The following is a 21,772-nucleotide window of genomic DNA, read 5'->3' on the forward strand; positions in this document are numbered from 1 at the left end:
CCGCGCGCATCACGTTTTGATAAAGTTGAGTCCAGATGGCTCAAGTTTGAGCATCGGAGATTTCAAGGAGAAGCGATGAACGCACAACCCCAGCCCGGTCAGGAGGAGCAGCAGAGCGCCCTCGAGCAGTTCGGCATCAACCTGACCGACCGTGCGCGCCAAGGCAAGCTCGACCCCGTGATCGGCCGCGACAGTGAGATCCGGCGTGTCAGCCAGGTGCTCACGCGCCGCACCAAGAACAACCCCGTCCTCATCGGCGAGCCCGGCGTCGGCAAGACCGCCGTCGTCGAAGGCCTCGCCCAGCGCATCGTCGCGGGCGACGTCGCCGAGTCGTTGAAGGACAAGGAGCTCGTCTCCCTCGACATCTCCGCGCTCGTCGCCGGTGCCATGTACCGCGGACAGTTCGAGGAGCGCCTCAAGAGCGTCCTCAAGGAGATCACCGAGTCCGAGGGGCGCATCATCACCTTCATCGACGAGCTGCACGTGCTCATGGGTGCGGGAGGCGGCGAGGGGTCGGTCGCGGCATCCAACATGCTCAAGCCGATGCTCGCGCGTGGCGAGCTCCGCCTGATCGGTGCCACGACGCTCGACGAGTACCGCGAGTTCATCGAGAAGGATGCCGCGCTCGAGCGCCGGTTCCAGCAGGTCTACGTCGGCGAGCCCAACGTCGAGGACACCGTCGCGATCCTCCGCGGCCTCAAGGAACGCTACGAGGCGCACCACAAGGTCGCGATCGCCGACGGGGCGCTGGTGGCCGCGGCATCCCTGTCGAACCGGTACATCCCGAGCCGCCAGCTGCCCGACAAGGCGATCGACCTGATCGACGAGGCCGCCTCTCGGCTGCGCATGGAGATCGACTCCGCACCGCTGGAGATCGACGAGCTGCGTCGTCACGTCGACCGACTCAAGCTCGAAGAGCTGGCGCTGAAGCGCGAGAAGGATGCCGCATCGAGGGAGCGTCTGGCGACCCTTCGCGACACGCTGACGGTCGAGCAGTCCCGCCTCGACGAGCTGCAGGCCCGGTGGGAGCGCGAACGCGCCTCGCTCAACGCGGTCGGTGACCTCAAGACGCGCCTGGACCAGGCGCGCGTGGAGGCCGAGCGCGCGCAGCGCGAGGGCAACCTCGAGAAGGCGTCGCGGCTCTACTACGCCGAGATCCCGGCGCTCGAGCGTCAGGTCGCGCAGGCCGAGAATGCGGAGGCCGCCGAGGGCGGGGAGCGGATGGTCGGCGACCAGGTGACGGATGCCGACATCGCCGCCGTCATCGCGGCGTGGACCGGCATCCCCGTGGGGCGCCTGCTGCAGGGCGAGAGCGAGAAGCTCGTGCACCTCGAAGCCGAACTCGGCAAGCGCTTGATCGGACAGAAGGATGCCGTGAAGGCGGTTTCCGATGCGGTGCGCCGCTCGCGCGCCGGCATCAGCGACCCCAACCGGCCGACGGGCTCGTTCCTGTTCCTCGGGCCCACCGGTGTCGGCAAGACCGAGCTCGCCAAGGCGCTCGCCGAGTTCCTGTTCGACGACGAGCGCGCCATGGTGCGCATCGACATGAGCGAGTACGGCGAGAAGCACGCCGTCGCGCGGCTGGTCGGCGCCCCTCCGGGATACATCGGCTACGAGCAGGGCGGACAGCTCACCGAGGCCGTTCGCCGCCGGCCCTACTCGGTCGTGCTGCTCGACGAGGTGGAGAAGGCGCACCCGGAGGTCTTCGACATCCTGCTGCAGGTGCTCGACGACGGCCGCCTCACCGACGGTCAGGGGCGCACGGTCGACTTCACCAACACGATCCTGATCCTCACCTCGAACCTCGGCTCGCCGATTCTCATCGACCCGACGCTGACGCTCGCGCAGAAGCGCGAGCAGGTGATGGCTCTTGTGCGCACGGCGTTCCGTCCCGAGTTCCTCAACCGGCTCGACGACATCGTGATGTTCCAGGCGCTCAGTCAAGACGACCTCGCCCAGATCGTCGAGCTGTCGGTCGACGCGCTGCAGCGACGGTTGCGCGATCGCCGGCTGACGCTCGCGGTCACGCCCGACGCGAGGGCGTGGCTCGCCGAGCGCGGCTACGACCCGATCTTCGGAGCCCGGCCGCTGCGCCGCCTCATCCAGTCCGAGATCCAGGACGGGCTGGCGATGGCACTGCTGTCCGGCGGCGTGCGCGACGGCGACCTGGTGCGTGTCGACGTCGCCGCCGACGGCTCGGGCCTCGTGCTCACCAGCGCCGGGGCCGCCCCCGAGGAGGGCGCGGATGGCGCGGCATCCGACGACGACGTGATCGAGGCCGAACTGCTCGACGACTAGCGGCTGCCGTCCGGGGTGCCCGCGGATGGCCACGTACTGCGCAGGACGTCGATGACGTCCTCCATGCTGGTGCCCGTGACCGCGGCCTCCTCGATCACGGCGCGCAGGCGGTGGGTGACCGATGCGGGCAGTCGGGCGGCGGATGCCGCGACTCGCGTGCCGGCTGCGGTCCTGGTCACCACCAGGCCATCCTGCTCCAGCAGCTTGTAGGCCTTCGCGACGGTGCCCGGCGAAACGCCCACGTCGGACGCCATCTGTCGCACCGTGGGCAGCTTCTCGTGGGCGCCGAAAGCTCCCCCGAGAATGTGGCCACGCAGCTGCCCGTAGATGTCGCGGGCCGATCCGGCCTCGTCTCCCGCGCTGCCCGGTCGAGGGGTCACCCGATACTCCCGAGAGGGTGGCCCAGCGCGACCGTCTGCGCACTCTTCCGCGGACTCTTGCGAAGTCCGTTCGAGGTGAGCAGCAGGAGGAGGGTCAGGGCGGCGACCTCGAGAAACGGTGCGCACCACCCCGCGGCCGCGGCCACGTCGGCGAAGCGCCAGGGCGTTTCATACGTCGCCTCGCCGGTGGGCGAGCCGACCGTGAGTGATGACGCCGATCCTGCGTCGGCGATCATTCGCCACGCCTCTGCGGTCGTCAGCACCACCACGGCCGACACGAGTCTCGTGCTGTCTCGTGCGGTCTGCCGCCGAAGCGTGCTTTCCGCCGCCATCGTGTGCATGCTCTGAAACCGGCGCGCGGAGTTCAGATGCAGAACAGCCATCAGGCACGCGATCGCCGACACGAGGCCGACGAGGACCGGCGCTCCATAAGCCCAGCCGTAGAAGGGGAACTGCAGCGCGGGCACGTCGGGAGCGTTGGGGATAGGGATCGTGAGGAGTGTGTAGCGCCCCTCGTCGTCAGGGGACGATACGGCGCCGGCTCCGATCGTGGTCGCGACGAGCACCGCGCTGGCGCCCGCTGCGAACCACAGCGACGAGGCTGAGCTGAAGCTGCGCCACGTTCGTCGAGCGGTCGGCGGCATCGGCGCGGCAACGCGCGGCATCCGTCGTCGAGCGATGAGTACGGCGACGACGCCCAGCCCTCCGGCCGCGGCGACCAGGGGCGTGGCGAACCGCCACCACGGCAGCGCGATGCCGCCCACGAGGTAGCCGCGCGTGAGGAACTCGGTGAGAAACGCCAGAACGACCGCGGCGGCGACGACCGCGATGCCGCGGCCCTCGTTCGCGTGCGGGCGTGTGACTGCCGGGTCGGTCGCGGAGCCGATGGCGCGGGAGCGCCTCGCTGAGGTGAGGAGTGCGATCGAGGTGGCGAGGATGAGGGCCAGCGCCGCGCAGATCGCGGGTGACTGAAGACCCGCTTCGACGAGATCGAAGAGGGTGAGGGTGCGGCTGGTCGTCGTCATCGAACGCCTCTCGCTCGTGTGCTGCGGAACTTGTATTACATGAGTATCACAACTTGTATCCCGTGTGAAGTACAAATGTGGCCACGGCATGCGTAGGCACGAAAAAGGTGGCGCATACAGCGGGAACCCGACGAAGGATGCCGCCGTATGCGCCACCGAAGTGCGCAGGCGCGAACGGGTGTCAGTCGTTGACGACGAGCGAGTCCGCGATGGGGCGACGCACGCGCGGGGCGAGCTCGCGCTCACGCAGCGCCTCGGGAGCCGCGTCGACATCGCCGAGGGCGCCGACGGCCATCACGGTGACGGCCACGAGGTCGTCGCCGAAACCGAACGCCTGCGCGATCGCGTCGCGGTCGAATCCGCCCATCTGGTGGGTGTGCAGGCCCGACGCGTGCGCCTGGACCGTGAAGTGAGCGGCGGCCTGGCCTGTGTCGTACGCAGCCCAGGGCAGCGGCTTACCGTCGAGCGCGGCCGACGAGGCGAAGACGACGAGGGCGGCGGCGTCTGCGGCCCAGGATTGGTTGAAGCCCATGAGTGCGTCGACGATCTGCGCGTGTGCGGCCGAACCGCGGCGGGCGACGACGAAGCGCCACGGCTGCGAGTTGTTCGCCGACGGCGCCCACCGGGCCGCCTCGAGCGCGCTGGCCAGGGCCTGCTCGTCGATGAGCGTCGCGGGGTCGAAGATGCGGGTGCTCCAGCGCTCGGCGAGCACGTCGAGGATCGGCGCGTCGGTGTCGGCGGGGTGAGCGGCGATGGTGCTCATGATCGTCTCCTGAAAGAGGATGGGGAACGGTTGTCGGGGGACGCCTTCGGCCCGCTCGATGCAACCGTATGCACCGGGCGTGTTGTTCCCGCGAGGACCTATGAGTTTGCTGGCGGCGGAAGGATGCCGGAACTTCCTTGCTCATGGCGGGGCCTGAGACGCCGAGCCTCGTTAGCGTGGCGTCATGACCACTGCCACCGCCGACCTGTACGACGAGCGCGGCGACGCGCTGGACTCCCTCACGCTGCAGCTGCAGGACATCGGAGGCAGGGTCGCGTTCGACGGCCCGATCCGCACCGTGCGGTGCTACCGCGACAACGCGCTGGTGAAGGCGACACTCGCGACACCGGGCGACGGCGCCGTGCTCGTGATCGACGGCGCAGGCTCGCTCGCGTCGGCGCTCGTGGGCGATCTGATCGCGGCCTCCGCGGTCGACAACGGCTGGGCGGGGATCATCGTGCACGGCGCGATCCGCGACCGTGAGGCGATCGGGCGGCTCGCGCTGGGCGTCAAGGCGCTCGGCTCGAACCCGCGCAAGAGCTCCAAGGAAGGGACGGGAGAGCTCGACGTTCCCGTCGAGATCGCCGGCGTCGTCTTCCGCCCGGGTGCCCACGTCTGGGCCGATGCCGACGGCGTGCTCGTCGAGCGCTGACAGGCCGCGCTGACAGGCCGCGCTGACACGCAGCGTCGACACCGACTGGCAGACTGATCCCCGAACGGGCTGCGCGCCCGCCCGACACGGCCGAGGAGAGGTTAACGGTGCCGCTGATCTTCCTGCTGGGATTCGTCGTGATCGGCCTGTGGTCGACCGTCGCGCACCGCTTCGAGCGCACCGGGGTCGCCGGTCCGGCCGTGCTGGCGCTGGCAGGTGCCGCGCTCGTGCTCATCGACGTGAGCGGATTCTCGGATGCCGTCGGCAGCGACGCCGCCGAGCACGTGGTCGAGCTGATCCTCGCCGTCCTCCTCTTCGTCGACGCCTGCGAGGTGAGCGGCGGCGTCTTCGGCGGCGAAGGAAGGACGATCGCGCGGCTGGTGCTCGTGGCCTTGCCGCTGTCGATCCTGGCGGTCGTGGTGAGCGGATTGTTCCTGCTGCCCCACCTCAGCCTGTTCATCCTGATCGTCATCGCGTGCGTGATCATGCCGACCGACTTCGCCCCGGCGGCGACGCTGCTGCGCTCGCCGCGCATCCCCGCCCGCGTGCGTCAGATCCTGAACATCGAAAGCGGCTACAACGACGGGCTGGTCTCGCCGGTGTTCGGCATGGCACTGGCGGCAGCGATCGCCTGGCCGACGATCCTGGCGGCGGTCAACTCCGACAACCTGTCGCCCGAGAACCAGTCGCAGCTCGAGGAGAGGCTGGGTGAGTTCTTCGAGGCGTTCTTCGGGGCGGTTCCCGCCACCGCGATCGCCATCCTCGTCGGAGCGATCGTCGGCGGAGCCTTCGGTCTCTGCGTGCGCTGGGCGTCGCGCCGGGGCTGGGCCGACGCCCCCGGCATCCGCTACGTCATGCTTCTCGTTCCCCTCATCGCCTTCGGCGTCGCGACACTCAGCGACGTCGCGGCGAACGGCTTCGTCGCGGCGTTCGTGGCCGGCATCGTCTACCGCATCGCACGGACGAGGCGCACCGACGAGCGCACCATCCCGCACGCCGAGATCCTTCTCGTCGAAGAAGCCGGCACCCTCGCCGCCAACATCGTGTGGTTCGTCCTGGGGGCCATGACCACCGTTGTCATCGTCAACGGCGTGGACTGGCGTCTGCTCGTGCTCGTTGCCCTGGCGCTCACGCTGTTCCGCATCGTGCCGGTGTACGTGTCGATGCTGGGATCGCCCGTGCCCTGGGGGTCGCGCACCCTCATCGGGGTGATCGGTCCGCGTGGCACCGCGACGATCGTGTTCGGGCTGCTGGCGTTCAACAAGCTGCCCGACGCGGAGGCGTACGACGTCCTCGCGATCATGGTGTTCACCGTCGTCGGCAGCATCCTGCTGCACGGCATCGCCGTTCCGCAGTTCGTCAATCGACGGATGCCGGTGCTCGCGCAGCCCGCGACGGCACCGGCATCCGCCGATCACTGACCCGACGGGCTCATCCGGCGAGGGCCTCGGAGAGCTTGACGCGCGCTCCCATCCGCAACAGCGAGTTCTGGTAGATCTTCGCGCCCACCCAGATGGCCGCCGCGCACGTGACCAGCATGACCACGAGCGACAGCAGCGGCTCCCACCACTGCGCGTCGCCCAGGAAGATGCGCACGGGCATGCCGACGGGGGCCGAGAACGGCACGTAGGACATGATCGTCATCACCAGCGGGTTGTCGTTGAAGAAGATGACGAGGAAGTACGGCGCCATCACCAGCATGGTCAGCGGCGTCGTGGTCGAGCCGATGTCCTCCATTCGCGACACCATCGCCGCCGCGGCGGCGAACAGTGCGGCGAGCAGGATGAAGCCGAAGAGGAAGAAGACGGCGAACCAGGCGATGGGGGCGCCGAGCCCGGCGAGCAGGCTGCTCTGACCGGTGACGGTGAAGCCGACGATCGCGATCGCGGCGAGGCCGATGATCTGGCCCATCGCGAGGATCGTGTTGCCGATGACCTTGCCGGCCAGCAGCGCCCGCACGGGGACGGCGGAGATGAGCAGCTCGACCACGCGGGTCTGCTTCTCCTCCACGACGGACTGCGCGATCGTCGAGCCGAAGGTCAGCGCCGCCATGAAGAAGAGCAGCCCGAATCCGAGCGCGACGAGGTAGCGCAGCCCCGGGTTCACGCTCGACGGATCGAGCAGCTCCACCTGCGGGGTGAGGCTCAGCGCTCGCAGCAGGGACGACGGGGCCGTGTCCTTCGCGACGACGGTGTACTCGAACGGCGCGGCGCCGCCGGGGATGAGCGCGGCGTCGACGGCGCCGTCCTGCACGAGCGCGCGTGCGGCGTCGGCATCGGCGACCTCGGTGGTCTTCACGAGCGGGTTGTCGGCGACCGATGCGGCGGTGTCGGCGGTGACGGCGACCGGGGTGCGGCTGTCGGACTGTGCCGAGAAGCCTCCCCACAGCACACCGACGAGCGCGAGCACGAAGAGGATGCCGGTGGAGATGAGATACGCCTTGCTGCGGAGCTTGGATCCCACCTCGCGCTCGGCGACGAGCCACGTGCTCTGGGCGAAGGACGGAGCGCTGACGTTCACTGGATGACCTCCTTGAAGATCTGGGCGAGAGAGGGCTGCTGGGGAGAGAAGCTGGCGACATCGCCCGCGGAGACCGCGCGCTGCAGCACCCGCTGCGCGGCGGCATCCCCGTCGACGTCGAACAGTGCGTAGCCGCCGTCGAACGAGAGCACGTCCACGCCGGGCTCGTCACGGAGCCAACCGAGATCGCCGCCGGAGATCAGCTCGTAACGGTGCTGGGCGTGCTCGGCGCGGAGGGCGTCGCGAGTGCCGGCGGCGCGGATCGTGCCGTCCGCGATGATGACGAGGTCGTCGCAGAGCCGTTCGACGACGTCGAGCTGGTGGGAGGAGAAGAGGACGGCCGCGCCCTGGGCCGCCCGCGCCTGCAGGACGCCCGCGACGACATCGACGGCGAGCGGATCGAGACCCGAGAACGGCTCGTCGAGGATGAGCACCTGCGGGTCGTGCACGAGAGCGGCGGCGATCTGCGCGCGCTGCTGATTGCCCAGCGAGAGGGTCTCGACGTTGTCGCGGAGGCGCTCGCCGAGACCGAGTTCGACGAGCAGCGCCTCGGCGCGGCCGGTCGCCTCGGCCTTGTCGAACCCGCGCAGACGGGCGAGGTAGACGATGTGCTCGAGCACCCGCATCTTCGGGTACAGCCCGCGCTCCTCCGGCATGTAGCCGAAGAGGCGTCGGTCGGCCGCGGTGACGGGGGCGCCGTCGAGGGTGACCTCGCCGCTGTCGCGGGCGAGCACGCCGAGCACGATGCGCATGGTCGTGGTCTTGCCCGCGCCGTTGCCGCCCACGAATCCGGTCAGGCGCCCCGACGCCACGCGGAAGCTCACGTCGTCGAGCACCCGCTTCACGCCGTAGCTCTTGGTGATGCCGTTCAGTTCGAGCATGTTCTCCTCCTCGGCTTGCCGTTGACTCCACGTTAGGAAGGGCGGATGCCGCGAACCTCCCCCCTGAGGCGGGAATCCGGGGTGGGATTGCTCGCGCGCAGCGGTGTCGGCAGGGCTCGGCATCCCCCCTGCGGGGGAGTGCGTGTTCCGCCGTTCTCACGGCGCAGGAGCGCGGCGTACTCGGCGAACTCCCAGCAATGGGTAACATCGCGTCCACCATTTGCTCAGGCGAGCTCTCCTAAACTCTGTCGAGTGACGAGCGCTCCTGAGGTGACCCGCGCCCTCGGCGCCCGTGTATCCGACCGTGCCCGCGAGTGGTGGCCCCGTGCCCTGCACTTCGCGTTCACCCGTCGTGGCCTGCTCATCGGCTTCGCCGTCGTGCACGCCCTCTTCTTCCTCGCCCTGCTGAAGGTCATGATCTTCGGCGGCACCGAGGGCGACCTGCCGCTGTACCGCCTGTGGGCGGAGCAGGCGGCCCACGGGCACTGGCCCGTGATCGACATGCCGTGGGTCTACCCGGCCGGTGCTCTCGCGCCGATCATGGCCGCGATCGTCGCGGGCCCCTGGAACTACCAGCTGGTCTGGCTCCTCATGATGGTCGGCGCGAACTTCTTCGCCGTCCTCGCCCTCACCGACAACCTGCGCAACCGCAAGGGCTACGTCGCGGCCTGGTACTGGCTGGCGATCCAGGTGCTGCTCGCGCCCGTCTCGATGCTGCGTCTCGAGGGCTTCGCCGCGCCGCTGGCCATCGCCGGCCTTGTCTGGCTCGTCCGACGCCCGTTCATCGCGGGCGTGCTGATCGCCGCCGCGACGTGGATCAAGGTCGCGCCGGCGGCTCTCGCCGCCGCCGCGGTCGCCGTCTCGTCACTGCGCCTTCGCATCATCGCGGGTGGACTGGCGTTGAGCGCCGCGATCGCCGGCCTTGTGGTCGCCTTCGGCGGCGCCTCCAACCTCTTCAGCTTCGCCACGATCCAGGGCGACCGGGCCCTGCAGCTCGAGGCTCCCGTCGCGACCCCCTGGGTGTGGGCGACGGTGCTCGGCCTTCCCGGTGCTCAGATCCACCAGAACTACGTGCTCGCGACGCGTGAGGTCGCCGGTCCCGGCGCGACCGCCGCGGGCGTGCTGGTCGGCTACGCCATGCCGATCGCGTTCATGGTGATCCTCGTGCTGCTGTGGCGCGCGCGTCGCCGTGCCCTCCAGGAAGGCGCCCTGTCTCGCATCGGCGAGCAGCACCTCATCCTTCGCGGAGCGTTCGCGTTGACGTCGGCCCTCATCGTCTTCAACAAGGTCGGCTCGCCGCAGTACATGCTGTGGCTTGCCCCCGTCGTCGCCGCCGGTCTGCTGATCGACCGCAAGGCGTGGACGTCGATCGCCGTCTGGCTCGCGGTCACGTGCTTCCTGACGACCCTCGTGTTCCCGGTGCTGTACCTGCCGCTGATCGATGCTCATCCGTTCGCCGCGGGCGTGCTGCTCGCTCGCAACGTGCTGCTGGTCGGCATGTTCGGCTGGAGCCTCGTGGTGCTGTGGCGTCCCGACGCGACCCTGGTCTCGCTGCGCGAGCGCCTGGCGCGCGCCGCGACGACAGCCACCACGGGATCGATCCCGGTCGCCGCTCGCTGACCTGGCACGGCGGCACCACCCGCCTCGCTGCGCCCCGCGGGCGGTGCGAGGCGGCCAGCTCGCGTCAGACCATGCCGTGACGGTGGGCGTAGACCACGGCGGCCACGCGGTCGCGGGCGCCGAGCTTCTGCAGCACGTTCGACACATGCGTCTTGACGGTCGCCTCGCCGATGAACAGGGCAGCGGCGATCTCGGCGTTGCTGTAGGCCTCGGCGAGCAGACGCAGCACGTCATCCTCACGCTCGGTGAGCTCGATCGTCGGCGCTGTACGGACCGTCGCTGACGAGGCCGGCCCCGGCGCCGGTGGCAGCGCGGCGGCGATCCGGGCGTCGGTGTCGACCGGCGACGCCGCGAACCGCTCGATCACGCGGCGGGTGACCGCCGGCGACAGGAGTGCGTCGCCCGCGGCGGCGACGCGCACCGCGGTGACGAGCTCCTCCGGGCCGGCATTCTTCAGGAGGAAACCGCTCGCGCCCGCGTGCAGCGCGTGGAACAGATAGTCGTCACGGTCGAACGTGGTCACGATGACGACGACGGCCGTGACCGACGGGTCGGCCACGATGCGACGGGTCGCTTCGAGCCCGTCCATATCGGGCATCTGCACATCCATGCAGATCACATCGGGATGCAGAGCGGATGCCGCAGCCACCGCCTCTGATCCCGTTGCGGCCTCGCCCACGACCGTGATGTCGTGCTGCGCCTCCAGGATCATGCGGAAGCCGGCTCGCATGACGGCGTGATCGTCGACGAGCAGCACCCGCACCGGCTCACTCATCGCCCTACCTCCGCGATCGTTGCCGCGCGAGGCGATGATGTTCGGGTCGAGGAGCCTCCGAGCCGTGCGGGTACGCGGGCGCGCACGAGGAAACCGCCACGCGGCCGCGGCCCTGCTTCGAGTGTTCCGCCCGACGCCGCTGCGCGTTCGCGCATCCCGACGATGCCGAGCCCGGCCCGCCCCGCGACCTGCTCGCGGCCGCGGTTGGCGACCTCGAGCTCGACGTGATCGTCGTCGAAGCGCAGACGGACGTCGGCCGCGGCATCCGGCCCACCGTGACGCCGCGCGTTCGTGAGCGCCTCCTGCGCGATGCGGTACAGGTTCACCTGCACCAGCTCGGGCAGCTCGGTCGGGTCGCCGACCACGGCGAAGGTCGTGGGCATGCCGTTCTCATTCGCGTGCGCGATGAGCTCGGGGATCGAATCCAGGCGCACCGTCGAGGCGGCCGGCGTGTCAGCATCGGGCGTGCGGAGGGTCTCGAGCAGCTGACGAAGCTCGGTCAGCGCCTCGCGCGCCGACGTCTCCACCGTCACCAACGCCTCCCGGGCTGCGGCGGTGTCGTCGTCGAGCACGGTGCGCGCCGCCCCCGCCTGCACGCCCATGGCCGACACATGGTGTGCGACGACGTCGTGGAGTTCGCGCGCGATGCGCACCCGGTCGAGAGCGACGGCCTGCGCGGCCGTCAGCTCCCGCTCTCGCTCCAGCTCCGCCGTCCGGTCCTCGAGCACGGAGCGCGAGCGGGCGTCGGCCCACGCGCGCTCACCGAAGTAGTACGCGCCCCCGAAGTAGGCGACGTTCACGAGCAGCTGGATGATCATGTAGGCCGCGAAGGGCGAGAAGAGTCCTGCGCGCGAGGGGCCGTTGCCGTCGGGGTCGATCGCGCTCTGGAACATCACGACCATCAGCCAGACGAACATGCCCACGATCACGGCGAGCCGCACGATCGTCGCGCGACGCCGGTGGCCGACCCACGCACCGACGGTGTACATCGCGATGAACAGCGCGACGTTGCCGACATAGACCTCGGGGATACGCACCGACACCCCGACGAAAAAGGTGAGGGCGACCACGATGAGGGTCAGCTCGGGAAAGCGCCGGCGCAGGGCGAGCGGCAGCGTGAGGGCCGCGACGTAGACGAGCGCCCAGCCGAACGCGGGCGTGCTCTCGCCGTAGAAGCCGGCCACCTTGCCCAGCCACGCACTGATCACGGCACTGATCAGCAGCGCCAGCGCGAGCCACACGTCGTTGCGACGCTGCGCCGGGGTGATCGTGCGGATGAGGGCGGCCGAGCTCATCCTTCCACGCTAGGGGGAGCCGGATGCCGCGGCATCCCCCGTGGGACGGAGAGGAGCCTCGACGTCATCGCGCCGCGGGTGCATGCTCTGCGTATGACGAGCATCTTCGTGAACATTCCGACGAACGACCTCGACCGCAGCATCGCCTTCTACCGGGCGCTCGGCTGCGCGATCAACCCCAACTTCACCGACGAGAACGCGGCGTGCGTCGTCTGGTCGGACGACATCTTCTTCATGGTGCTGCGCCGGGAGTTCTTCGCGACCTTCACGGACAAGCCCATCGGAGAGCCCAAGGAGTGGGCCCAGGTGTCGCTGTCGTTCACGCGGGACTCGCGCGCCGACGTCGACGCGATCGTCGAGGCGGGCGTGGCTGCCGGTGGCACCGAGCCGCGCCCCGCTCAGGACTACGGCTTCATGTACAGCCGCGACCTGGACGATCCCGACGGCAACAGCCTCGGCTTCCTCTACATGGACCCCGTCGCGGCCGAGCAGGGACCCCCGGCGGAGACCGCGTGATGCGCGGCGGGTCCGGTCACCAGATCATCGGGCGGTCGTCGTCGTCCGGGCCGTCGAGGTCCAGGTCGACGACGACGGGGACGTGATCGCTCGGGATCTCGCCCTTGCGCTCGTCGCGGTGGATGGCGGCCGCGGTCACCGCGTCGGAGAAGGCGTGCGAGCCGAGGATGAAGTCGATGCGCAGGCCCTCGTTCCGGGGGAAGCGCAACTGCTTGTAATCCCAGTAGGTGTAGCCGGTCGGCACGAGAGGGCGCACCGTGTCGGTCAGCCCGGCGCCGAGCAGCGCCTGGAAGGCGGCACGCTCGGGCGGGGAGACGTGGGTGGTCACGCCTTCGATGACCGTGGGGTCGCCGTTGTCGGCATCCGTGGGGGCGATGTTGAAGTCGCCGGTGAGCGCGAGCGCCCGGTCGGGATCGGCCGCGAGCGTGTCGGCGGTGTAGCCGCGGAGGGCCTCCAGCCAGTCGAGCTTGTAGCGGTAGTGCGGATCGTCGAGGCCGCGCCCGTTGGGCACGTACAGGCTCCACACCTCGACGCCGCCGATGGTCGCGCCGAGCGCGCGGGCCTCGAGCGGAGCGCCGGGGCCGTCGTGGCCCTTCGCGAAGCCGGGCATGTTCGGGAAGCCGATCTGCACGTCCTCGATCGGCTCACGGCTGGCGATCGCCACGCCGTTCCACTGGTTGAGACCGTGCGCCTCGACGGTGTAGCCCGCCTCCTCGAACGCCTCGTACGGGAACTGCTCGGGCTTGCACTTGATCTCCTGCATCGCCAGCACGTCGATGCCCTCGCGGACGGCGAAGTCGACGGTGCGGACGACGCGGGCGCGGATCGAGTTGACGTTCCAGGTGGCGATGCGCATGGCATCCAGCGTATTGGCCCCCGCGCTGGGGTCGGCGCCCCGCCGCTGCGTATTCAGTCTCCGCGGCCCGCGGCATCCTGCTCCGGCCCGTCGTGGCACGCTGCGTCACCACGCCGCATCGCAACCAGACTGAATACGGAACGCCCACAGGGGACCGCGTGCACAACTCCTCCCCAGCCGGCGGTGGGGAGCTGCCGGCGCCCGAGCCGGGCCGTCCAGGCGGAGTTATGCACGCGGGCGGCGGGTCACAGTGCCCGCAGGATGTCCTCTACCCGCTGCTTGGCGTCGCCGAAGAGCATCTGCGTGTTGTCTCGGAAGAACAGCGGGTTCTGCACGCCGGCGTAGCCGGAGGCCATCGACCGCTTGAACACCACGACGTTGCGCGCCTCCCACACGTGCAGCACCGGCATGCCCGCGATGGGTGAGCCCGGGTCCTCCGCTGCGGCCGGGTTGACCGTGTCGTTCGCCCCGATCACGAGCACCACGTCGGTGTCGGCGAAGTCGTCGTTGATCTCGTCGAGCTCCAGAACGATGTCGTACGGAACCTTGGCCTCGGCCAGCAGCACGTTCATGTGGCCCGGCAGGCGCCCGGCGACGGGATGGATGCCGAAGCGCACCTCGACGCCCCGTTCGCGCAGCCGCTTCGTGAGGTCGGCGACCGGGTACTGCGCCTGGGCGACGGCCATGCCGTAGCCGGGAGTGATGATGACCGACCGGGCGTCGCGGAGGAGCTCGGCGACGGTCGCGGCATCCGTCTCGTGGTGCTCGCCCTCTTCCGCGTCGGCGCTGCGCGGGGCCTCGATGCCGAACCCGCCGGCGATGACCGACAGGAACGAGCGGTTCATCGCCTTGCACATGATGTACGACAGGTACGCACCCGACGAGCCGACGAGCGCGCCGGTGACGATGAGCAGGTCGTTGTTCAGGAGGAACCCGGCGGCGGCCGCAGCCCACCCGGAGTAGCTGTTGAGCATCGAGACGACGACCGGCATGTCGCCGCCGCCGATCGAGGCCACCAGGTGCCAGCCGAGGGCGAGGGCGAGCGCGGTCACGGCGACGAGCAGCCAGATCGACGGGGTCGCGACGTACCAGACCGTGAGCACGAGGAAGAGTGCCAGGGCGCCGATGTTGAGGGCGTTCTTGCCGGGCAGCATGAGCGGCTTCGACGACATCCGCCCGGAGAGTTTGAGGAAGGCGACGATCGACCCCGTGAAGGTGACGGCGCCGATGAAGACGCCGATGAACACCTCGGCGTGGTGGATGCCGATGAGCTCGGGCGCGATCCCGTCGGCGTACAGGTGGCCGTTCCAGCCGACGAGCACGGCCGCCAGTCCCACGAAGGAGTGGAGCAGGGCGATGAGCTCGGGCATGCCGGTCATCTCGACGACGCGCGCCCGCCACAGGCCGATGGCGCCGCCGACCACCACCGCGGCGACGAGCAGCCCGATCCCGAGCGCGGCGGAAGCGCCGTCCAGAACGAGGGTGCCGTTCGCGACGACGAGCACGAGTGTGGCCAGAAGGGCGATCGTCATGCCGACGATGCCGTAGACGACGCCGCGGCGGGCGGTCTCCTGTGTGCTGAGCCCGGCGAGGGCGAGGATGAACAGCAGCGCCGCGACGATGTACGCGGCGGTGGCGACCGACTGGGCGAGCATCACGGCGCCGAGGTCTCCGATGTAGGCGTCGGTCACTTCTGGTCACCCTTCTGGAACATGGCGAGCATGCGACGGGTCACCGCGAAGCCTCCGAAGATGTTGATGGATGCCAGGAGCACCGCGACCGCCGCGAGCACCTGCACCACGGGGTTCGGCACGACGATCTGGCTCATGGCGCCGACGACGATGATGCCGCTGATCGCGTTGGTGACGCTCATCAGGGGCGTGTGCAGGGCGTGGGCGACCCTGCCGATGACGGAGAAGCCGATCACGACCGAGAGGGTCAGCACGAGGATGTGCTGGGGCAGGGGCGCGGGCGCGACGGCGCACACGAGGAACAGTGCGGCGATGCCGGCGACGATCAGGCCGCTCTTCGCTCCCGTCGAGAGCCCCTTCTTGGCGGCCGGGGCCGGCGCGGATGCCGCGGCATCCGTACCCGGCGTCGTGGGCGCGGCCGAGACCTGCACCGGGGGCGGCGGCCAGGTGACGGCGCCGTCACGCGTGACGGTGACGGCGCGCTGCACGACGTCGGTGTCGTCGATCGTGAGCTGCCCGTCTTTGCCTGGGGTGAGGAGGGCGAGCAGATTCAGCAGGTTGGTTCCGTAGAGCTGCGACGCCTGCTGGGGCAGGCGGCCGGCGAGATCGGTGTAGCCGAGGATGATGACGCCGTTCGCGGTGACGACGCGCTCGCCGGCGACGGAGCCCTCGACGTTGCCCCCCTGGCCCGCGGCCATGTCGACGATGACGCTGCCGGGCCTCATCGCGGCGACGTCGGCGGCCGTGAGCAGGCGCGGGGCGGCGCGGCCCGGGATGAGCGCCGTCGTGATCACGATGTCGACGTCGGCGGCCTGGTCGCTGTAGAGCTTGGCGGCCGCGGCGTCGTAGGCGGCACTGGTGGCCTTGGCGTAGCCGTCGGCCGAGACCTCCTTCTGCTCGTCGGGCACGACGACCTCGAGGTAGGTGCCGCCGATCGAGGCGACCTGGTCGGCGACCTCGGGGCGGGGATCGGTGGCGCGGACGATCGCGCCGAGGCTTGAGGCGGCGCCGATCGCGGCCAGACCGGCGACGCCGGCCCCGGCGACCAGCACCTTCGCGGGCGGCACCTTGCCGGCGGCGGTGACCTGTCCGGTGAAGAAGCGGCCGAACTCGTTCGCGGCCTCGACGACCGCGCGGTAGCCGGCGATGTTGGCCATCGAGCTGAGCACGTCCATCGACTGCGCGCGCGAGATGCGCGGCACGGCATCCATGGCGAGGGCCGTGACACCGCGGGCGGCGAGCGCGGCGAGCAGGTCGGGGCTGAGCGCGGGGCTCAGGATGCCGACGAGCGTCGCACCCGGCTGCAGGAGCGCGATCTCGGCATCCGTGGGGGCCGCGACCGACAGGACGACATCGGCGCCCCAGGCCTCGTCGCGGGGCGCGACGGTGGCGCCGGCGGCGGTGTAGGCGGCATCCGGGAACGACGACGCGGCGCCCGCGCCGGCCTCGACGACGACGTCGTAGCCGAGCGCACGGATCTTGCCGACGGTGGTGGGGGACGCGGCGACGCGGGTCTCGCCGTCCCGTTCGCGGACGATGCCGATACGGGCCATGGTGCTCCTTCGATCGGGTCCGACGGGGCCTGCGGGCGCGCCCGGGCACCGCGCCGGGTGACGTTCCCGACTCTAGGGGGCGGGACGGATGCCGCGGCGGGTGATGACGCGGAAATAATCCCGGTTCTTCGCTTCCGTAGACTCTTCAGCATGACCGCCGCCTCCACGCCCGAGCTCGAGTCCGAGCGCCGCGCCCTCGTCGACCTGATCGCCGCCGAAGCCGTCTTCCACGGCGACTTCACGCTCTCCAGCGGCAAGAAGGCGACCTACTACGTCGACATGCGCAAGCTCACCCTCGACCACCGGGCGGCTCCCGCGATCGGCCGCCTCGTGCTCGACGCGGTGCGCGACCTCGAGGTGGATGCCGTGGGCGGTCTGACCCTGGGCGCCGACCCGATCGCGAACGCCGTCATGCACGCGTCGGTCGCCGCCGGCACCCCCGTCGACGCGTTCGTCGTGCGCAAGGAGCCGAAGGACCACGGTCGTGGCCGCCAGATCGAGGGCGCCGAGGTGGCCGGCAAGCGCGTCGTGATCGTGGAGGACACCTCCACCACCGGAGGCTCCCCCCTGAAGGCGGCCGAGGTCGTGGCGGCTGCCGGTGCCGAGATCGTCGCGGTCGTGACGGTCGTCGACCGCAAGACCGGCGCGCAGGCGGCAGTGGAGGCCGCCGGCTACGAGTGGCGCTCGATCATCGACCTCGACGACCTGGGCCTTCAGGCGCAATAGCGCCCGCCCTGGCCGTTTCCGCCGCCGGCCGTGAACCGGATGCGGAGATGAGCAGCAGATTCGGAGATCAGCACTGGATTCGGATACGGCGAGCTCACGCCTCCGCATCCGTTGTCGGCATCCGATTCTGATCGGCCGCGCGGCGCGGCCGATAGCGGAAGAACGTGGCTACCCAGGCGCCGGCGGCGATCAGCTGAAGCGCGAACGCGACGGCGTACTGCTGCGTCGCGATCCCGATTGCGGCACCACCTCCGACCACGATGACCATCATGATCGCGAAGCTGGTCCAGAACAGGAACGGGTTCGGCGTCGTCACCGTGTTGCCTCCGTTCGATGTAGATCGGACGGTTTCACGCTACGTCGCGGCGCGGTCGAGCTCAAGGCGCTGGCGCGCTCAGCGGAAGACGGGCAGCTGCGACGCCAGCGCGAGCACGAGTCCCGCGAGGGTGAGCAACAGGATGCCGCGGCCGTTCGGCAGTGGCGTTCCCTGGGGGGCATCGCGGCGGCCCCGCACGAAGAGCACGAGTGCGACGATCAGCAGCACCATCGCGGTCACGACGAAGACGATGGCGATCACTGGTCGCTCCCGTCGCCGCCGTCGCGCCCGCGACCGCGGATGAACTGCACGACGAACACCACGAGCGTCCCGACCAGCACTACGCCGGTCGAGGCGAACAGCAGCGTCTGCTCGGTCGCGTTCACATCGTCTCCTCCGCCCGCGCGGAGGCGGGCAGTCTCAGCCTAGCCCGGCGCGCGGCACGAGCCCGTCGGCACCGAAGACGGCGGCGGAGAAGCGCGCGGCGATCTCGGCGTAGAGCTCGGTGTCTGGATGCAGGCTGTCGGGCAGCGTGTAGCGCTCCTCGTCGTCGGAGCCGTAGAGGCTCAGCCCGTCGAGGTACGCGATTCGTTCCCCGGATGCCGCGCGCACCCGCACCACCTCGGCCAGCTGCCGCCGCGACTCGGTCATGGTCAGCGCACCGCGGGCGACGTCGGCGGCGTCTCCGGCGGCGTAGCAGCGGACGTGACCGTCGTCGAAGAACTCCACGTCCGAGGGCCCCGGTGTGTCCTCGCTTCCGGGCCAGAGGATCGACGACGCCAGCACGATCGGGGTGTCGGGATGCCCGGCGCGCACGCGGTCGAGGAAGCCGTGCATCGCGGGCGTGAACGTGCGCTGGTCGAACGACCGCGCGCCCACGATGTTGATGCCCACCTTGAGCGTGATGACGTCGGCGGGCGTGGCGGCGATCGTGTCGGCGACGAACGGGTCGAGCATGCACTGCCCGCCGAAGCCGAGGTTGATGAGCGACAGATCGCTCGTGCGCGCCGCGATCACGGGCCACACCCCGGTCGGCGAGGGCGTCTCGACGCAGTGACTGATCGAGCTGCCATGGTGGATCCACACGGGTGCGTGCGACGGTTCTGCCGCGATCACGGGGGCGTCGGCACGGAGATCGAGCAGGTCGACGATCATCCCCTGCGGCAGCCATACGGTGACGGCGCGCGCAGCCGGCCCGCCCGCGCCGCCGAGCGCGATCTCCAACGTCGCGGGTTCCGTCACGGGCTCGTCGGTCGCGGCATCCCCGGTCCATGAGAGTCGACGGACGTCGGTGACGGGCGCGCGCTCGATGTGGACGGGCTCTCCGTCGACTTCCACGACGACGTCGTTGACCGGTCCGGCGAGCTCGGCGAAGAACAGCTGCGTGCACCGCAGCGTCAGGCTCAGCGTGGTCGCGGCCGTCGTGAAGCGCACGCGCACACCGCTCGCGTTGGCCGTGATCGCGCGCAGGATCTCGCCGTTCGGCGGGAAGTGCGCCCACGTGCGGCGGGGCAGGCGCAGCGGGCGGATGCCGCGACTGTCGTCGAGGTCGAGATGACCCTCCAGCAGCACCTCGGAGTCTCCGAAGCGCACGACCTCGCCGATGCCGGTGCGGGACGGGATGAGGGGGGTGGTCACGATGCGGTCCTCTCGGAGTGGGCCGTGATGAACGAGACGGTGCGGGTGATCAGTTCGTCACGCTGGGGCAGTTCGGCCCACCCGTGGTCGGCCCCCTCGACGACGACGACCTCGGCGCGCTCGCCGAACACGTCCGCGTCGGCGTAGCGCTCGGCGTAGCGCACCGGGACGAAGTCGGCCGTGCCGTGCAGCAGCAGGGCCGGGCCGTCGTAGGCCGCGGCTCGCGCATACGGATCGAACGTGAGAGCGTCGGCGCGCATCGCCGGACCCAGTCGCATCCCGAGGAAGTCGAAGAACCCGTCCGGCCCGTCGAGCGCGGCGAGCGAGCGCCCCTGGATCTGTCCCGAGCGGATGTCGTCGACGAACACGGCGGCCGTCGACCACATCGTCAGCGAGCGGATGCCGCCCGCTCCCGCCTCCGCCGCGACGACCGCGGCGATCACGGAGCCGAGGCTCATGCCGACGAGATGCAGGTTGTCGGCATCCACCTCGTCGGCCTTTCGGATCGCGGCCAGCACGGCCGCCGTGTCGGCGACGTCACCCGACGCCGTCGTGTCGAAGAACTTCCCGTCGCTCTCGCCGTGCCCGGCCCGGTCGAAGGCGACCACCCCGAACCCGGCCGCGACCAGCGTGCGGGCGAGAGTCACGAAGACCCCCGTCGTCTCCACTCGAGATCCGCCGAAGCCGTGCAGCAGCACGACGGTCGGATGCGGCGCCGGGTCGGCGCCCGCCGCGGCATCCGGCAGGTAGTGCGTGCCGCGCAGCGTGAGCGCGCGGACGGTGGTTTCGAAGGGCACGAGTCGCATGGGGGTTCTTTCGTCAGGGCAGCCGGATCAGTGGGCGAGTGTCGCGGCGGGCGCGTCGGTGTCGGATGCCGGGAGCATCTCCGCCTCGACGTCGAACGCGTTCGTCACGCCACGGCGGAAGCCGATCCAGCCGATGAGGAAGCCGGCGGCGGCGACCACCGAGACGGCGACGTAGACGGCGCTGGGGTTCAGGAGCAGCAGGGCCGGGGTGACGACGTTGAACGCGGCGGTCGCGAACCGGGCGACGGCGTAGACGGTGCCCTGCGCCGTGGAGCGCAGCATGGTGGGGAAGGACTCCTGCGTCCACACCTTCATGATCGTCTCGAAACAGAACGCGCCGGCGAAGGTCGTCACGACCACCGAGACGATGAGGGCGGGCAGCGTGAAGCCGAACACCACCGGCACCAGGTTCGCGACGACCACCGCGATCGCGCCGGCGACGTAGTAGCTCATGCGGAACGTCGTGTCGGCGACGGCCATGAACCAGACGGCGCCGAGGATCGCGGCGGGCATCGCCAGCAGGGTCCAGGTCTGGTACTCGTTCACCGGGATGCCGGCGACGTTGACCGCCACGAAGGTGCCGAAGCTGCCGGCCACGCTGATCGCGATCGAAGCGAGCGTGTAGTAGACGAGCAGGGTCACGAAGGGGCGGCGGTACTGCGGGCGGCCGAAGTCGCGGAGGCGGCCGCGCTCGGCACGGACGGTCTGCACGCCGCTGCGGCGCTCGTCGCGGGCGGCGAGCCAGTCGGCCGACTCGGGGATGGTCAGCCGGAGCGCAAGGACGACGAGGCCGACGCCGCCGAAGGCCGCGAACATGATGCGCCCACCGGCCTCGCCGAGGGATCCGAAGAAGATGCCGATGAGCACCGCGAGGAGGATGCCGAAGCCGCCGAGCAGGTTGGAGAAGACGAGGATCTTGCCCCGGTTGCGGTCGGTGGCCGCTTCGGAGATCGAGGCGAGGGCGGCGGGCAGGTCGGCGCCGACGCCGAGGCCGATGAGTGCGATGCCGGGCAGGAGCAGCCCGAAGGAGACGCCGAAGAACGGCGTCAGTGATCCGAGCACGATGAGGGTCATCGTGACGAGGAAGACGCGGCGACGGCCGAAGCGGTCGGCCAGGCGCCCGCCCACGAGCGATCCGATCGCGACGCCCGCGGTCAGCACGCCCGTGAGCAGGCCGACCTGGTCGGGCGTGAGTCCGGGAGTCCCGGGGACGAACGACTGGAAGAGAACGAGGGCGACGGCGATGCCGGTGGTCGCGGCGGCGTCGACGAACGTCGCCATCCCGCAGACGAAGCCCACCCACCAGGGGTTGGGGGCGGTGCGAGCGAGGGGTGCGCTCATGGTCATACTCCTTTGTACGTGCGGGTGACGAGGGTGGACGACAGTGCGGTGTTCCCGAAGGCTCCGCCGCCGTCGCGTCTCAAGCTATACCGATATAGCAACCGAGGCAAGCAGGAATTT

At 70.2% G+C, this 21,772-nt stretch carries 22 protein-coding genes; 6 read left to right on the forward strand and 16 right to left on the reverse strand.

What is annotated here, in order from left to right; translation table 11 throughout:
- Window positions 1-75: 75 nt before the first annotated feature.
- Entirely contained in the window at window positions 76-2,298 is a 2,223-nt protein-coding gene (locus DEU37_RS00815; protein WP_121188823.1) for an ATP-dependent Clp protease ATP-binding subunit, read from the forward strand.
- Here DEU37_RS00815 and DEU37_RS00820 read toward each other — a convergent pair.
- From DEU37_RS00820 to DEU37_RS00830, 3 genes are all read right to left on the reverse strand, one after another.
- Entirely contained in the window at window positions 2,295-2,678 is a 384-nt protein-coding gene (locus DEU37_RS00820) for a GntR family transcriptional regulator (protein WP_121188824.1), read from the reverse strand. The two genes, DEU37_RS00815 and DEU37_RS00820, sit on opposite strands and share 4 nt — an antisense overlap.
- Complete coding sequence (locus DEU37_RS00825; RefSeq protein WP_121188825.1) at window positions 2,675-3,703, reverse strand: hypothetical protein; 1,029 nt, start codon at window positions 3,701-3,703, stop codon at window positions 2,675-2,677. Before DEU37_RS00825 ends, DEU37_RS00820 begins: the two co-directional genes overlap by 4 nt.
- Before the next feature lie 181 nt (window positions 3,704-3,884).
- Window positions 3,885-4,466, reverse strand: coding sequence for a nitroreductase family protein (locus DEU37_RS00830; protein WP_121188826.1), 582 nt, complete (start codon window positions 4,464-4,466; stop codon window positions 3,885-3,887).
- 184 nt (window positions 4,467-4,650) lie between these two features.
- Here DEU37_RS00830 and rraA point away from each other — a divergent pair, with 184 nt between their 5' ends.
- Both rraA and DEU37_RS00840 read left to right on the forward strand, forming a co-directional pair.
- Entirely contained in the window at window positions 4,651-5,118 is a 468-nt protein-coding gene (gene rraA / locus DEU37_RS00835; RefSeq protein ID WP_121188827.1) for a ribonuclease E activity regulator RraA, read from the forward strand.
- A 107-nt stretch (window positions 5,119-5,225) separates the two neighbouring features.
- Complete coding sequence (locus tag DEU37_RS00840; RefSeq protein ID WP_121188828.1) at window positions 5,226-6,539, forward strand: cation:proton antiporter; 1,314 nt, start codon at window positions 5,226-5,228, stop codon at window positions 6,537-6,539.
- A 10-nt stretch (window positions 6,540-6,549) separates the two neighbouring features.
- Here DEU37_RS00840 and DEU37_RS00845 read toward each other — a convergent pair whose 3' ends face one another.
- On the reverse strand, window positions 6,550-7,638 hold the full coding sequence (locus DEU37_RS00845; protein WP_121188829.1) for an ABC transporter permease: 1,089 nt from the start codon (window positions 7,636-7,638) through the stop codon (window positions 6,550-6,552).
- The gene (locus tag DEU37_RS00850; RefSeq protein ID WP_121188830.1) at window positions 7,635-8,519 is read right to left on the reverse strand and encodes an ABC transporter ATP-binding protein; all 885 of its coding nucleotides are present in this window, start codon (window positions 8,517-8,519) and stop codon (window positions 7,635-7,637) included. The genes DEU37_RS00845 and DEU37_RS00850 overlap by 4 nt, the downstream gene beginning before the upstream one ends.
- A gap of 252 nt (window positions 8,520-8,771) precedes the next feature.
- On the opposite strand from DEU37_RS00850, the gene DEU37_RS00855 reads away from it, so the two are divergent.
- Complete coding sequence (locus tag DEU37_RS00855) at window positions 8,772-10,139, forward strand: hypothetical protein (protein ID WP_259457085.1); 1,368 nt, start codon at window positions 8,772-8,774, stop codon at window positions 10,137-10,139.
- 64 nt (window positions 10,140-10,203) lie between these two features.
- Here DEU37_RS00855 and DEU37_RS00860 read toward each other — a convergent pair whose 3' ends face one another.
- Together DEU37_RS00860 and DEU37_RS00865 are read right to left on the reverse strand one after the other, a co-directional pair.
- Window positions 10,204-10,914 (reverse strand): response regulator transcription factor, encoded by a 711-nt coding sequence (locus tag DEU37_RS00860; protein WP_121188831.1) that lies wholly within the window; start codon window positions 10,912-10,914, stop codon window positions 10,204-10,206.
- Entirely contained in the window at window positions 10,911-12,209 is a 1,299-nt protein-coding gene (locus tag DEU37_RS00865) for a sensor histidine kinase (protein WP_121188832.1), read from the reverse strand. The genes DEU37_RS00860 and DEU37_RS00865 overlap by 4 nt, the downstream gene beginning before the upstream one ends.
- A gap of 93 nt (window positions 12,210-12,302) precedes the next feature.
- On the opposite strand from DEU37_RS00865, the gene DEU37_RS00870 reads away from it, so the two are divergent.
- Entirely contained in the window at window positions 12,303-12,725 is a 423-nt protein-coding gene (locus tag DEU37_RS00870) for a VOC family protein (protein ID WP_121188833.1), read from the forward strand.
- A gap of 16 nt (window positions 12,726-12,741) precedes the next feature.
- Here the strand turns inward: DEU37_RS00870 and DEU37_RS00875 are convergent, their stop codons facing one another.
- The 3 genes from DEU37_RS00875 to DEU37_RS00885 form a co-directional block, all read right to left on the reverse strand.
- Entirely contained in the window at window positions 12,742-13,581 is an 840-nt protein-coding gene (locus DEU37_RS00875; RefSeq protein WP_121188834.1) for an exodeoxyribonuclease III, read from the reverse strand.
- 245 nt (window positions 13,582-13,826) lie between these two features.
- Window positions 13,827-15,236 (reverse strand): Re/Si-specific NAD(P)(+) transhydrogenase subunit beta, encoded by a 1,410-nt coding sequence (gene pntB / locus DEU37_RS00880; RefSeq protein ID WP_183043582.1) that lies wholly within the window; start codon window positions 15,234-15,236, stop codon window positions 13,827-13,829.
- A gap of 32 nt (window positions 15,237-15,268) precedes the next feature.
- Window positions 15,269-16,825, reverse strand: a complete 1,557-nt coding sequence (locus DEU37_RS00885; protein ID WP_121188836.1) for a Re/Si-specific NAD(P)(+) transhydrogenase subunit alpha — start codon at window positions 16,823-16,825, stop codon at window positions 15,269-15,271.
- A gap of 150 nt (window positions 16,826-16,975) precedes the next feature.
- Here DEU37_RS00885 and pyrE point away from each other — a divergent pair, with 150 nt between their 5' ends.
- Window positions 16,976-17,551: an orotate phosphoribosyltransferase gene (gene pyrE / locus DEU37_RS00890; RefSeq protein ID WP_061683505.1), complete on the forward strand. Its 576-nt coding sequence runs from the start codon at window positions 16,976-16,978 to the stop codon at window positions 17,549-17,551.
- A 94-nt stretch (window positions 17,552-17,645) separates the two neighbouring features.
- On the opposite strand, the gene DEU37_RS00895 is transcribed toward pyrE, so the two are convergent.
- The 6 genes from DEU37_RS00895 to DEU37_RS00915 all read right to left on the reverse strand — a co-directional run bounded on the left by DEU37_RS00895 (window position 17,646) and on the right by DEU37_RS00915 (window position 21,652).
- Window positions 17,646-17,867: a hypothetical protein gene (locus DEU37_RS00895; RefSeq protein ID WP_121188837.1), complete on the reverse strand. Its 222-nt coding sequence runs from the start codon at window positions 17,865-17,867 to the stop codon at window positions 17,646-17,648.
- 78 nt (window positions 17,868-17,945) lie between these two features.
- On the reverse strand, window positions 17,946-18,128 hold the full coding sequence (locus tag DEU37_RS00900) for a hypothetical protein (protein ID WP_016464066.1): 183 nt from the start codon (window positions 18,126-18,128) through the stop codon (window positions 17,946-17,948).
- Window positions 18,125-18,253 (reverse strand): hypothetical protein, encoded by a 129-nt coding sequence (locus DEU37_RS14965; RefSeq protein ID WP_259457086.1) that lies wholly within the window; start codon window positions 18,251-18,253, stop codon window positions 18,125-18,127. Before DEU37_RS14965 ends, DEU37_RS00900 begins: the two co-directional genes overlap by 4 nt.
- A 34-nt stretch (window positions 18,254-18,287) precedes the next feature.
- On the reverse strand, window positions 18,288-19,505 hold the full coding sequence (locus tag DEU37_RS00905) for a GDSL-type esterase/lipase family protein (protein ID WP_121188838.1): 1,218 nt from the start codon (window positions 19,503-19,505) through the stop codon (window positions 18,288-18,290).
- On the reverse strand, window positions 19,502-20,311 hold the full coding sequence (locus DEU37_RS00910) for a S9 family peptidase (RefSeq protein ID WP_121188839.1): 810 nt from the start codon (window positions 20,309-20,311) through the stop codon (window positions 19,502-19,504). Before DEU37_RS00910 ends, DEU37_RS00905 begins: the two co-directional genes overlap by 4 nt.
- A gap of 27 nt (window positions 20,312-20,338) precedes the next feature.
- Window positions 20,339-21,652, reverse strand: coding sequence for an MFS transporter (locus tag DEU37_RS00915; protein WP_121189595.1), 1,314 nt, complete (start codon window positions 21,650-21,652; stop codon window positions 20,339-20,341).
- Between the last annotated feature and the right edge of the window lie 120 nt (window positions 21,653-21,772).

Origin of the sequence: Microbacterium sp. AG790, from assembly GCF_003634765.1 — a bacterium.
GTDB lineage: Bacteria > Actinomycetota > Actinomycetes > Actinomycetales > Microbacteriaceae > Microbacterium.